This window comes from Bradyrhizobium sp. 61 (assembly GCF_023073075.1).
GTDB classification, from domain to species: domain Bacteria; phylum Pseudomonadota; class Alphaproteobacteria; order Rhizobiales; family Xanthobacteraceae; genus Bradyrhizobium; species Bradyrhizobium barranii.
In genome coordinates this window covers 797535-809659 of sequence record NZ_JADPIU010000052.1, presented here as the reverse complement: position 1 = coordinate 809659, position 12125 = coordinate 797535, and the positions used below count along the sequence as shown (strand labels likewise).

The following is a 12125-nucleotide window of genomic DNA, read 5'->3' as shown; positions in this document are numbered from 1 at the left end:
CCGGGCTACGGCGCTACCTCACCTGTAGCAGTGGAAGCGATGGTAACCGTCATAGTAGCCGCGGCAGCGGTAATGGCGGTGATGCGGAATACCGAACACGCCCTCCACCGCACCCACGGCCCCGCCAACACCGGCGCCGACCGCGCCGCCAACCACGCCACCGACAGGCCCGGCGATCCGGTTGCCTTCATAGGAGCCTTCCTGGGCGCCGCGCACGATGCCCTGGGCGTGGCCGGCTTGCGGCAGCGACAACAGCGCGAGCAGGATGGCGGTGGCTGCGAACAGCAGGCGGATGGGCAAACCTGCCGGCAATTGCGCGGCGGCGATACGGGCTTTGTTCATCTTCGGTCCCAAGGGAATTAAAGGGGAGAGGGCAGCGGAAGCCGCCCGTCGAGGGCAGCCACGATCAACGCCTGAAGCGGCCGAATGGTTGCGCCTTTGTGACGAATTGTCGGCGTTGTGACTGCTTGGCACGCTCGCGAAAATGTCAGCGCCACCGCCAGCCACGCGGCACAAAGCGGCCTTGCTTACGCCCGGCATCGCGTTAACGATGGGGGGCAGCCCGCTGGAACGAAAGCCGGATTGCAGGCATATTGCACGCCGGGGGACGGAGAGCCGCGGCGCCTAGCGTGAACAGGCCGGAGGCCAGAACTCAAATGCGTTTCCAGATGCGTTCTTTTTTCATCGCTTTTTCCTCATTGATGTTTTTGAGCGCGGGCGCCGCCCAGGCCAAGGTCGAGATCACCGTCGACAAGGACAATCAGCAGATGACCGTCGCCGTCGACGGCGTCGCGCGCTATCGCTGGCCGGTGTCGACAGGCATCCCCTCGCGCGAAACGCCGGGCGGCGCCTTCCGCGCCTTCCGCATGGAAGAGGATCACTACTCCAAGGAATTCGACGACGCGCCGATGCCGCACGCGATCTTCTTCACCAAGGTCGGGCACGCCATCCACGGCACCGACTCGGTCGGCCGCCTCGGCTCGCCGGCGTCGCACGGCTGCGTGCGACTGTCGCGTCAGAATGCCTCGACGCTCTATGCGCTGGTGCAGCAGCAGGGCGTGCTCAACACCACGGTGACGCTGACCGGCTCGGCCCAGGTGGCTCTGGCCCGCAATCCGCGCGGCCGCAACCCCACTGCAGTGGCCCGCGCGCCGCAGCCCGCCGAAGAGCAGTATGCCACCTCAGGCGATCCCGTGAATCTCGCACCGCCGGCGCAGCCTGCCCGCCGCTACATGCCGCAGGACGACAATTACATCTACCCAGCCGACGGCAGCGACACCGGCACGCGCTATCCCGCGCCGCGCTCGGCCAGCCGTCCGCTCTATGACGCACAGGTCTATCAGCAGCAGCCGCAGCAGTACTACAATCAGGGCTACGGCCAGCAGGGCTACTATCAGCCTCAGCCCCGGCAATATTATCAGCCGCGCGGTTACTATCAGAACTGACGTTACCGGAACGCGGCGTTGCCGCGTTCGACGATCTTTCGCGCAGCATCGACGAAGGCGCGCGCGACCGGCTCGAGGATCTCGGGCCCGGTCGCGGCGAGATCGTCCGACGGCGTATGAAACGTCCGATGGCGCCCGGCCATGCCGAGGAAATTGGCGTAGCCCGCCGCATGCACGTCGCGCAGCTCACCGACCGCCTGCTTCTCCGTCACCAGACGCTTGGCCTCGACTTTTGCAAAAGTCTCGTCGGTCAGCGCGACGGCGGATTTGCTCAGCACGAGATAACGCTCTTGCTCGGGCCGATCGGTCCGGGCGCCTTCCGCGAAGGCATAGCAGGCGTTCGACGAACCGAAATGAATCCACGCCAGCGTGTCCTTCGGCGCCGGCGCTCCGTGCTTCAAAAACAGCTCCATGCCGCCATGGCCGATCTCGTGGCCGGCGGTGGCGATGAAAACAAAATGCGCCGGCCACTTCTCGGCGGCGACGGTGCGCGCCAGCGCGAGAAAGTTGGCGATGCCGGGGCCGCGCTCGCAGACGCACGAGTACCAGCCGGTCATCGGCGTCGAGACGACGATGACCGGCCCACGGCCGGCCCCGATCTCGGCGATGACGTTGCGGCCAACAACATCGCGCTCGTAATGGCCCTTGACGTCGAAGGTGACAGGCGCGCCTGAGGCGACCGCGCGCTCGAACACCGCTCGCGACGCCGCGCCGACCACGATCACCGGCACCGGCCAGGGCGCATCCTCCTGCGTGACATTATAGGCGAAGCGGTCGTCGGTGGGATTGCCGATCATCAGCAGGATGGCCGCCGGCTTCCTTGCCGCGGCTTCCGCGATCGCCGCACGATGACTCGGCCCCAGATAGGCGCCGCGATCGAACGGCAGATCAAGCAGAAGGATCTTGCCGGTGACATCGCCATCGCGCGCGAGCGGCGCGGCGAGATGGAAGCTGGCCTTGTCCTCCGGCGGCCACCAGAAAGGCGTCGCCTCGACAGAGATGCCGGCGGCTTCGGCGCTGGCCCGCTCGACGACATATTGCCGCCCGAGCACGACGGGCTGGAAGCTGATTTCGAAACCCGCCTGCTTCATCTCGCCGGCGATCCAGTCGGCCGTCGCGCGATCGCCCGCAGAGCCGAAGCGGTGCAGACCGAAGGATGCATAGCGCGCTACATCTTCGTAGAGGCTCGCACCCGAGAGCACATCCTTGGCTAGCGCCTGTCCGACCATGAGAACCGCCATCGTTGCGATGAAGATAAGCCGCATATGAATGGCTCCCTGAACCGTTGTTTTTTGAGAGCCAGTTTCCGCCTTCCCCGGCCGCCGTCAAGCACCTGTCGACCACGAAGCTGGACGAACCGGGCGAAGATTTCATAAACTCCTCTTTTCACCTGGGCTGCGAACCTCGATGCCGTCACGTGTCGCAACAATCCTGACCGTGCTCTCGGTTCTCACTGCGGGACAAGCCATGGCCTTTGATCTCGAAGCGCATCGCGGCGGGCGCGCGCTGTTGCCGGAAAACACCCTGCCGGCCTTCGCCAACGCGCTGTCGATGGGCGTGGATACGCTGGAGCTCGACGTCGGCGTCACCGCGGATGGCGAGGTCGTCGTGTCGCATGAACGCGGGCTCAATCCCGACCTCGCGCGCGATGCAGGCGGCGCCTATGTCGCCGCGCCCGGCACACCGTTCGTGAAGCTGCGGCTCGAAGAGGTCAGGGCCTATGACGTCGGCCAGATCCGCCCCGACAGTTCCTACGCGAAGCAATTCCCCGACCAGCGGGCCGTGCCGGGGACACGCATTCCCACCCTGGGCGAACTGTTCGCGCTGGTGCGCAAGGCCGGCAACACGCGCGTTCGCTTCAATATCGAAACCAAGATCGATCCAAACCATCCGGACGAGTCACTCGATCCGCGAGGCTTTGTCGCAAAGCTGCTCGGGCTGATCGAGGCCGAGGGATTTTCTGATCGCGTCATGATCCAGTCGTTCGACTGGCGGACCCTGCTGCTCGTCCAGCAGCAGGCGCCCAACATTCCGACGGTGTATTTGACGCTCCAGCGCGGCTCGGGCCAGACGGTCGCGTTGGACAAGGCGACGAACTGGACGGCGGGTTTCAGCCCGGCCGATCACGGCGGCTCGCTGCCGCGGACGATCAAGGCTGCGGGCGGCGCGGTCTGGTCGCCCTATTTCGGCGATGTGACCGAGGCGGTCATCTCGGAGGCGCACACGCTCGGACTGCGCATCGTGGTCTGGACCGTCAACAAGCGCGAGGACATGGCGCGCATGATCGAGCTCGGCGTCGACGGCATCATCTCGGACAGGCCGGACCTGCTGCGGCAAGTCGCGGGCGAGAAAGGAATTGCATTGCCGGCGGGAACGCCGGTCGTGCCGTAGAAGCCTTCCCCTTGTAGCCCGGATGGAGCGCAGCGAAAGCCGAGAGCAGTGTCGCCACGCGGAAGCGCCCCCGGATTGCGCTTCGCTCCATCCGGGCTGCGAAGGCGTCCCTACTCCCCATCCCGCAGACGCCGGTACAGCGCGCCGAGAATGTTGGAATAATCGTCGGTCCAGACCCGCACGCGGTCGTCGGCTTCGGTCAGCTCCCATGACTTGGAGGAGGCGAGCCGGCCGACGTCGGCCTCCTCGCGCGCGGAGATGACGACGTCGGTCGAGAAGATGTAGTCCCCGTCGCGTCCGGAATCCTCGTTGAAGACCCAGCTCTTCAGATCGTTGGCATCGGCGATACCGACCACGACGGTCTCGAGATCGAGGTGCCGGTTGGAGACGTGCATCACCACGGCGCCGTGCGGCGCCAGCTTGTCCTTGTAGATACTCATCGCCTCTTCGGTGGCGAGATGAATCGGGATCGCATCCGACGAATAGGCGTCGACGATGATCAGGTCATAAGCGCCGTCGGGCTCTTTCGCGAAGGTGAGGCGAGCATCGCCGATCACCGGCTTCAGGCCCGGCATGCAGCTCGATATGTAGCGAAAGTTCTTCGGATCGCTCGCCGCGTCGACCATGGACTGGTCGATCTCGAAGAAGGTCCAGCTTTCGCCGGGCTCGGCGGCACAGGCGAGCGTGCCCGATCCGACGCCGATTGCAGCGACCTTCAGCGGCGCGCCCTTGCGCTCGCGGAGCGCGGTGATGGCCTGCCCTATGCCGCCGTCCTTGTGATAGTAGGTGATCGGCTCGGGCCGGCCGACGACCGGCGTGCCGTCATTGTTGCGGAAGCGCTCGGCGCCGTGGATCGTGGTGCCGTGCATCAGCACATGGAAATAGCCGCCGGGCGTCACCACGATCTTGTGCACGCCGAAGAAGCTGCGCACCGTCGTGACGCGGCCTTCGTCCGCGGGATAGACGCGGATCAGCGCCAGCGCGAGGGCGACGGTCGCAAAAATCTTCCAGCGGCTGGCGTTGAGCGCCAGCGCGAGTAGCGCAGCGAGCACGCCGACGGCCCCCGCGACCCAGACGCGATGATCCTCGAACCAGGTCGAGAGATCGCCGGTCATGTAAGACGGCGCGACCAGCGCCACCGCGAGCACGGCGAGTGCCAGCCAGTACCATCTGACGATGCCCGCCAGCCGCTCGTTCGCCGGCGGCCGGCACAGCGCGGCGAGCGCGACCAGGATCGGGTATTCGGCGATCCAGGAGAAGGTGAATGGAGCAACGAGGCCAGCAAAGAGGCCGCCGACCATGCCGCCGAACGACAGCGCGACATAGAAGCCCGTGAGATATTTGGCGGCCGGCCGTGTCCGCGCCAGCTCGCCATGGCAGGCCATAGCGATAACGAAGAAGCACAATTGGTGGCCGCCGAGGGTCAGCAGCAGATTCTGTTCGCCGCCGAAGGCCAGCAGGACGATGACGCCCGCGATCGCGACCGGCTGGAGCATCAACATCCATTTGTGCGGCAACAGCGGCCGCGACTGGAACACCACCACCCAGGTGAGCAGATACAGCGACAGCGGCAGCACCCAGAGCAACGGCGCCGCCGCGACGTCGGTCGAGATGTGCGCCGTGACGGCGATCAGCAGGCCGGACGGCACCGCGGCGAGGAAGATCCAGCGCAGCCGCGTCACGAAGCCTGGCGCCGGCGCATTGATGTCCTCGGTCTTTGCGTCGACCACGGCCAGCTTCGGCGAACGCAGCAGCAGCACGCCGCAGGCGGCGATCAGGAGGATCAGGAGGCCATAGCCAAGGGTCCAGAACCGGTTCTGCGTGTGCAGCGTGAAAATCGGCTCCAGCAGGAACGGATAGGACAACAGCGCGAGGAAGCTGCCGATGTTGGAGGATGCATAGAGGAAATAGGGATCGTGTCCGGCAGGATGGCCGGTGCGGACGAACCAGGCCTGCAGCAGCGGATTGTTGGCGGCGAGCGCGAAGAACGGCAGGCCGATCGAGACCACGAACAGGCCGAGCAGCCAGAACGCATAGCCAGAGGCCGGTGGCTCGCCATAGGCGGTGGCGATGCCGAGCGGCAGCGTGGCGAAGGCTGCGATCAGCAAAACCAGATGCACCGCGACCGGAACGATGCGATTCCTGATCTGCATCAAGAGATGCGCATAGGCATAGCCCGCCAGCAGCAGCGACTGGAAGAACACCATCGCCACCGACCACACCGCCGGCGAGCCGCCGAGCCGCGGCAGCACCATCTTGGCGAACAGCGGCTGCACCGAGAACAGCAGCAGCGCGCTGACGAAGATCGCGGCGGTGTAGACCGTCAGCACCAGCCGGTTGCGCGACGAGGACGGCTGCTCCGTGGCGGCGGGTTGCACGATCGAATCCATGGAAGCTCCGGCTTAAACCCCGGCGGGCGCCGGACGCGCGCAATGGAGCACAGGGCGCATGAACGGGCAATAAAGGGTCTCGTGATGTTGCGGCGACGATTGCTTGATATACAGATGTCATTCCGGGTCTGGTCCTTCGGACCATCCCGGAAAGAGCGCGGAACATTTTGACCCCTTCATGAGCGAAACCGACGTCATCATTATCGGCGCTGGCCATAACGGCCTCACCTGTGCGGCCTATCTCGCGATGGCGGGCCTGCGCGTGCGCGTCGTCGAGCGCCGCAAGGTGGTCGGCGGGGCCGCGGTCACGGAGGAGTTTCACCCCGGATTCCGCAACTCGGTCGCGGCCTACACCGTGAGCCTGCTCAATCCGCAGGTGATCCGCGACTTGGGCCTCACTGAGCAGGGCCTGCGGATCGTCGAGCGGCGCGCGCAGAATTTCCTGCCCGCGCCCGACGGCAGCTATCTGCTCACCGGCGAGGGGCGGACAAAGGAATCCGTCGCACGGCTGAGCACGCATGACGCCAACGCCCTCGACGGGTTCTCGCGCGAGCTGGAAGACATCGCCGACGTGCTGCGGCAGTTCGTGCTGCGCGCGCCGCCGAACCTGCTCGACGGTTTTGGCACGAACGCGATCCGCGAAGCGGTGAACGCGTTCCAGAGCGCCAACATCCTGCGCGGGTTGACGCTGGAGCAAAGCCGCAGCCTGCTCGATCTCTTCACCCGCTCGGCCGGCGAGATGCTGGACGAGCGCTTCGAGCACGATCTGGTCAAGGCGCTGTTCGGCTTCGATGCCATCGTCGGCAATTATGCCAGTCCATACGCGGCGGGCTCGGCCTATGTGATGCTGCACCACGCCTTCGGCGAGGTGAACGGCAAGAAGGGCGTCTGGGGCCACGCCATCGGCGGCATGGGCGCGATCACGCAGGCGATGGCGCGCGCCGCGCAGGGTCGCGGCGTCACGATCGACACGGATGCGGGTGTGCGCGAGATCATCGTCGAGCGCGACCGCGCCGTCGGCGTAGTGCTGGACAACGGCACGTCCCTCCGCGCGAAATATGTCGCGGCCAACGTCAATCCAAAGCTGCTCTATACGCGGCTGATCGCGGCCGACGCCCTGCCCCCGGACTTCCTCGCGCGCATCCGGCACTGGAAGAACGGCTCCGGCACCTTCCGCATGAATGTGGCGCTGGACCGCCTGCCCTCCTTCACCGCGCTACCGGGCGACGGCGATCACCTCACCTCCGGCATCATCCTGGCGCCAAGCCTCGGCTACATGGACCGCGCGTATCTCGACGCGCGCGCGCTAGGCTGGAGCCGGGAGCCTGTCGTCGAAATGCTGATCCCCTCCACCCTCGACGACACGCTCGCACCGGCGGGCAAACACGTCGCGAGCCTGTTTTGCCAACACGTCGCGCCCGAACTGCCCGACGGAAAGTCCTGGGACGACCATCGCGAGGAGGTCGCCGATCTCATGATCGCGACAGTGGACAAATACGCACCTGGCTTTGCGGCAAGCATGCTCGGCCGCCAGATCCTCTCCCCGCTCGACCTCGAACGGCAATTCGGCCTGCTGGGAGGCGACATCTTCCACGGCGCGCTGACGCTGAACCAGCTGTTCTCGGCGCGGCCGATGCTGGGCCATGCCGACTATCGCGGTCCCCTGAAGGGCCTCTATCATTGCGGCTCCGGCGCCCATCCCGGCGGCGGCGTCACCGGCGCCCCCGGCCACAACGCCGCGCAAGCGATCTTGAGGGATCACCGCTCGCTGTTCGGAAGCCGTGGATAGGTCTGTGGAAAGAGCTGTGGACAGGCTGTTTGCAAGGCTGTTGGCAACGCTGTGAGAAAACAGTGGACAGCCTGCGCGCGGCAGGCCCGGCGCGCCCCGTACAAGGCGGTGGAAAAGCTGGGGACGAGTGGCGGGATAAAGCCGTGGACAACTTGGGGGAAGCGAGTGGAAGGCCTGTGGGCATTTCCGGGCCGCCCCCCAAAACGACCTCGCCCGCCGGGGGCAACTCCCCGTGCGGGCGATCGTCAGGTAACAGCCTCTAAAGAAAAACAGCCCCCGCCAGGAAATGGGAGGCGGAAATTACTTCAAGGAACTGCTAATCGAACCGAACTTGTCGTTCAAGCTGGTGCCCAGGCTGTTCACCACGGTGATGATCGCCAGCGCGATGCCCGCTGCGATCAGGCCGTATTCGATCGCGGTTGCACCGGATTCGTCCGACCAGAACTTCAAAACCATGCTCTTCAAGACTCGCCTCCGTTTCAATTCCAAGGTGCGTTGGCTGGATCCAACACCCGGAAATCTACGGGATACAACCTGCAGTCAGGTTAAATCGGAACCTGCAAGTTATGCGGAAAATTGGGAACAAAAGTTCCAAAAATTGAACTGACGGAACCCTAGAATGCAGCTTTCTCCCACTCATCGCGCCTGCTTTTCGATCGGCACCGAGGCCGCGGCCAAGCGCGTCGTCGACGTGCTCACGGAGGTCTTTTTCGACGGCGATGCGGCGGTCGCCGCCTTCGAACGGCCGGACGGACAGTGGGACGTCACGCTCCATTTCGCCGAGGCGCCCGATCAGGCATGGCTGCGGGAACTCATTGTAACTTCGGCAGGAAACGAGATCGCGGACACGCTCATCTTCGACATTGTCGAGGCCAAGGACTGGGTCAAGGCGAGCCTCGAGGATCTCGTCCCGGTACCGGCCGGCCGCTTCGTCGTGCACGGCAGCCACGATCGCGACCGCGTCGCGCCGAACAAGCTTGCCATCGAGATCGAGGCGGCGCTCGCCTTCGGCACCGGCCACCACGGCACCACCCGCGGCTGTTTACTGTTGCTTGACCACGTCCTGAAGAGTTCTCGGCCGAGGAACCTGCTCGACCTCGGCGCCGGCACCGGCGTGCTGGGCATCGCCGCAGCGAAGGCGCTGCATCGCGCGGTGCTCGCCTCCGACATCGACCCGCCGTCGGTGCGGGTGGCGGCAGAGAACGCGATGCTGAACCACGTCGGCAACCAGGTGCGGGTGATCCGCGCCACCGGATTTGCCGCACCGGACTTTGCCAGATGCGGCCCGTTCGACCTGGTCCTGGCCAACATCCTTGCCAATCCGTTAAGGCAATTGGCCGGACCGATGGCGCGGCACCTCGCGCCCGGCGCGCGCGTCATCCTCTCCGGCCTCTTGACCCACCAGGCCCCCGCCGTGATCGCCGCCTACCGCGCACGCGGCCTCGTGCCGCTGCGGCACCTGCGGATCGAGGGGTGGAGCAGCTTGTTGCTGCGGAAGATGGGGTAAGGCAGCCTAGGCGCCGTAGGGTGGGCAAAGCGGCTTGTCCGCCATAGCTCGAAGAGCGACGGCGGAAGCGTGCCCCCTACGACACCGCCCTACTCCGCCGGCTTCTCATCCCGACGTGTCGCGCGCTTACCCTGCAAGGCACGCCTGGCGCGGCGCTCGGCGAAACGGTCGATCATCTGGCTGATGAGGCCGCGCGGCTTCTTCGGTGTCGTTGCGGCCGGGGCGCGGTGGGCCGGCGGCGAAATCTTCTCAAACATGAACGCTGGCATCGTGTGTCCCCTCGCCGTTGAGATGAACCACCCGCTCGAATTTCCCTGTTATCCGGACGAAGCGCAACTGCTGCATCCTCTACTCCACTCAATTCGAATGGACCATTTTCAAGCACGGTCCGTGCCAGATGCGACCCCAAATGCGTCTACATTGCGGACTGATCCTCATGATCCTAAACTGAGCCATGTTCGAAGCACACTTCCAGACATTCGAGGAGCCCGAGGCCGGCGTCGCATTGACGGCGCGCCTTGCCGCGCTCCGCGAAGAACTCGCCCGCCGCAAGCTGACCGGCCTCGTCGTTCCGCGCGCCGATCAGCAGCAGAACGAATATGTGCCCCCCTCGGAAGAGCGGCTGGCCTGGCTGACCGGCTTTACCGGTTCCGCAGGATTGGCGGTGGTGCTGACGCATGAGGCCGCGGTCTTCGTCGACGGCCGCTACACGATCCAGGCGGCCAAGCAGGTCGATGCAAAGGCCTGGGCGGTGGAATCGCTGATCGATCCGCCGCCGGAGAGCTGGGTATCGACGCACCTGAAGGCCGGCGACCGCCTCGGATTTGATCCGTGGCTGCACACTTCTTCGGCAGCCGAGCGCCTCGCCGCCGCCTGCGCCAAGGCCGGCGCCGAGCTGGTCGCCGTCGACAGCAACCCGGTCGACGCGATCTGGCAGGACCGGCCGCAGCCGCCGCTGGCCCCTGTCGCCGTGCACAGCCTGCAAAATGCCGGGGTCGCCGAGGCCGAGAAGATCACGCAAATCAAAAGCGAGATCGCCAAGCTCGGCGTCGACGCGCTGGTGCTCTCCGACAGCCACGCCGTGGCCTGGACCTTCAACATCCGCGGCGCCGACGTCGCCCATACGCCACTGCCGCTGTCCTACGCGCTGGTGCCGAAGGACGGCCGGCCGACCGTGTTCATCGACCACCGAAAACTCTCCAATTTGACCCGCGACCATCTGGAGCAGTCCACCGATGTGCGCGAGCCCGATGCGATGGCACCGACGCTGATGGCGCTGGCCAAGAGCGGCGCCGCGATCGCACTCGACAACGCCACCGCGGCCGACGCGCTCAGCCGGCTGATCGCAAGCGCCGGCGGCAAGCCAGTGCGCGGCAGCGATCCGATTGCACTGCTCAAGGCCGTCAAGAACGCGACCGAGATCAAGGGCACACGGACGGCGCACCGCCGCGATGCCGTGGCGCTGGCGCGCTTCCTCGCCTTCGTCGACCGCGAGGCATCAAGCGGCAAGCTGACCGAGATCGACGCGGTCGAAGCGCTTGAGACGTTCCGCCGCGACACCGGCGCGCTGAAGGACGTCTCGTTCCCGACCATATCAGGCACCGGCCCGAACGGCGCCATCGTGCACTACCGCGTCACCCGCAAGAGCAACCGGCGCATCGCGCCGGGCGATCTGCTGCTGATCGATTCCGGTGCGCAATATGAAGACGGCACCACCGACGTCACCCGTACCATGGCCGTGGGCGAGCCGACGGAGGAGATGCGCGACCGCTTCACCCGGGTACTGCGCGGCCACATCGCGATCGCGCGCGCGGTGTTTCCCGACGGCACCACCGGCGCACAGCTTGACACGCTGGCGCGGCAATATCTCTGGGCCGCCGGCGCCGATTTCGAGCACGGCACCGGCCACGGCGTCGGCAGCTATCTCAGCGTGCACGAAGGACCGGCGCGGATCTCGAAGCTCGGCACAACGCCGCTGAAGCGCGGCATGATCCTCTCCAACGAGCCCGGCTATTACAAGACCGACGGCTTCGGCATCCGCATCGAGAACCTCGAGCTGGTGGTCGCCGCCGACATCGAGGGCGCGGAAAAACCGATGAATGCGTTCGAGACGCTGACCCTGGCACCGATCGACCGGCGTCTGGTCGATGTCGCGATGCTGGGCAAGGACGAGCTCGACTGGCTCAATGCCTACCACGCCCGCGTGAGGGCCGAGGTGCGGCCGGCGCTGGACGAGGCGACGAAGGCCTGGCTCGATCAGGCGACGGCAGAGCTGAAGGCGTAAGCTCGCGCCGGAGATGCATGGCGCTACGCGATTTGCGCAACGCTCTCACCTCACACTCGCTGTCATGCCCCGCGAAGGCGGGGCATCCAGTACGCCGCAGCCTCTCGATTCAATCACTACGGCCTCTGGAATACTGGATTCCCCGCCCTCGCGGGGAATGACACCGAAGATGTGGCACGACCGCACAACATCTCAGCACACGCGCCCCCTTAGGATAACGGTCTCCACACGCTGTTATCGTAACCGTCCCGAAATCCGAATAGCCGCATTCCGAAACGCCGATATCCGTCTTGCGCGAGCACGCTACAGTCGATTCGAC

At 65.6% G+C, this 12125-nt stretch carries 10 protein-coding genes; 5 read left to right on the top strand and 5 right to left on the bottom strand.

What is annotated here, in order from left to right; genetic code table 11:
• Positions 1 to 18 precede the first annotated feature (18 nt).
• Positions 19 to 342 (bottom strand): hypothetical protein, encoded by a 324-nt coding sequence (locus IVB46_RS18780; RefSeq protein WP_247304034.1) that lies wholly within the window; start codon positions 340 to 342, stop codon positions 19 to 21.
• A gap of 326 nt (positions 343 to 668) precedes the next feature.
• Here IVB46_RS18780 and IVB46_RS18775 point away from each other — a divergent pair, with 326 nt between their 5' ends.
• Positions 669 to 1445 carry a L,D-transpeptidase gene (locus IVB46_RS18775; protein WP_247304035.1) on the top strand — a complete coding sequence of 259 codons (777 nt, stop codon included), beginning with the start codon at positions 669 to 671 and terminating at the stop codon, positions 1443 to 1445.
• Between the two features lie 2 nt (positions 1446 to 1447).
• Here IVB46_RS18775 and IVB46_RS18770 read toward each other — a convergent pair whose 3' ends face one another.
• Positions 1448 to 2710 carry a hypothetical protein gene (locus tag IVB46_RS18770; protein ID WP_247304037.1) on the bottom strand — a complete coding sequence of 421 codons (1263 nt, stop codon included), beginning with the start codon at positions 2708 to 2710 and terminating at the stop codon, positions 1448 to 1450.
• A gap of 142 nt (positions 2711 to 2852) precedes the next feature.
• Here IVB46_RS18770 and IVB46_RS18765 point away from each other — a divergent pair, with 142 nt between their 5' ends.
• Positions 2853 to 3836, top strand: coding sequence for a glycerophosphodiester phosphodiesterase (locus IVB46_RS18765; protein WP_247304039.1), 984 nt, complete (start codon positions 2853 to 2855; stop codon positions 3834 to 3836).
• A 110-nt stretch (positions 3837 to 3946) separates the two neighbouring features.
• Here the strand turns inward: IVB46_RS18765 and IVB46_RS18760 are convergent, their stop codons facing one another.
• The gene (locus IVB46_RS18760) at positions 3947 to 6226 is read right to left on the bottom strand and encodes a fused MFS/spermidine synthase (protein WP_247304041.1); all 2280 of its coding nucleotides are present in this window, start codon (positions 6224 to 6226) and stop codon (positions 3947 to 3949) included.
• A gap of 178 nt (positions 6227 to 6404) precedes the next feature.
• Between IVB46_RS18760 and IVB46_RS18755 the strand changes: the two genes are divergently transcribed.
• Positions 6405 to 8015: an NAD(P)/FAD-dependent oxidoreductase gene (locus IVB46_RS18755; protein ID WP_247304043.1), complete on the top strand. Its 1611-nt coding sequence runs from the start codon at positions 6405 to 6407 to the stop codon at positions 8013 to 8015.
• A gap of 300 nt (positions 8016 to 8315) precedes the next feature.
• Here the strand turns inward: IVB46_RS18755 and IVB46_RS18750 are convergent, their stop codons facing one another.
• Complete coding sequence (locus IVB46_RS18750; protein ID WP_063981551.1) at positions 8316 to 8480, bottom strand: Flp family type IVb pilin; 165 nt, start codon at positions 8478 to 8480, stop codon at positions 8316 to 8318.
• Between the two features lie 154 nt (positions 8481 to 8634).
• Here IVB46_RS18750 and IVB46_RS18745 point away from each other — a divergent pair, with 154 nt between their 5' ends.
• Positions 8635 to 9522, top strand: coding sequence for a 50S ribosomal protein L11 methyltransferase (locus tag IVB46_RS18745; RefSeq protein ID WP_247304050.1), 888 nt, complete (start codon positions 8635 to 8637; stop codon positions 9520 to 9522).
• An 89-nt stretch (positions 9523 to 9611) separates the two neighbouring features.
• Here IVB46_RS18745 and IVB46_RS18740 read toward each other — a convergent pair whose 3' ends face one another.
• The gene (locus IVB46_RS18740; RefSeq protein WP_028147633.1) at positions 9612 to 9791 is read right to left on the bottom strand and encodes a hypothetical protein; all 180 of its coding nucleotides are present in this window, start codon (positions 9789 to 9791) and stop codon (positions 9612 to 9614) included.
• A gap of 185 nt (positions 9792 to 9976) precedes the next feature.
• On the opposite strand from IVB46_RS18740, the gene IVB46_RS18735 reads away from it, so the two are divergent.
• Positions 9977 to 11806 carry an aminopeptidase P family protein gene (locus tag IVB46_RS18735; RefSeq protein ID WP_247343182.1) on the top strand — a complete coding sequence of 610 codons (1830 nt, stop codon included), beginning with the start codon at positions 9977 to 9979 and terminating at the stop codon, positions 11804 to 11806.
• Positions 11807 to 12125 lie beyond the last annotated feature (319 nt).

Bases quoted from the DNA above. Each gene is read 5' to 3' on its own strand.
- IVB46_RS18780 (WP_247304034.1), bottom strand. From the start codon at position 342: ATGAACAAAGCCCGTATCGCCGCCGCGCAATTGCCGGCAGGTTTGCCC.
- IVB46_RS18775 (WP_247304035.1), top strand. From the start codon at position 669: ATGCGTTCTTTTTTCATCGCTTTTTCCTCATTGATGTTTTTGAGCGCG.
- IVB46_RS18770 (WP_247304037.1), bottom strand. From the start codon at position 2,710: ATGCGGCTTATCTTCATCGCAACGATGGCGGTTCTCATGGTCGGACAG.
- IVB46_RS18765 (WP_247304039.1), top strand. From the start codon at position 2,853: ATGCCGTCACGTGTCGCAACAATCCTGACCGTGCTCTCGGTTCTCACT.
- IVB46_RS18760 (WP_247304041.1), bottom strand. From the start codon at position 6,226: ATGGATTCGATCGTGCAACCCGCCGCCACGGAGCAGCCGTCCTCGTCG.
- IVB46_RS18755 (WP_247304043.1), top strand. From the start codon at position 6,405: ATGAGCGAAACCGACGTCATCATTATCGGCGCTGGCCATAACGGCCTC.
- IVB46_RS18745 (WP_247304050.1), top strand. From the start codon at position 8,635: ATGCAGCTTTCTCCCACTCATCGCGCCTGCTTTTCGATCGGCACCGAG.
- IVB46_RS18740 (WP_028147633.1), bottom strand. From the start codon at position 9,791: ATGCCAGCGTTCATGTTTGAGAAGATTTCGCCGCCGGCCCACCGCGCC.
- IVB46_RS18735 (WP_247343182.1), top strand. From the start codon at position 9,977: ATGTTCGAAGCACACTTCCAGACATTCGAGGAGCCCGAGGCCGGCGTC.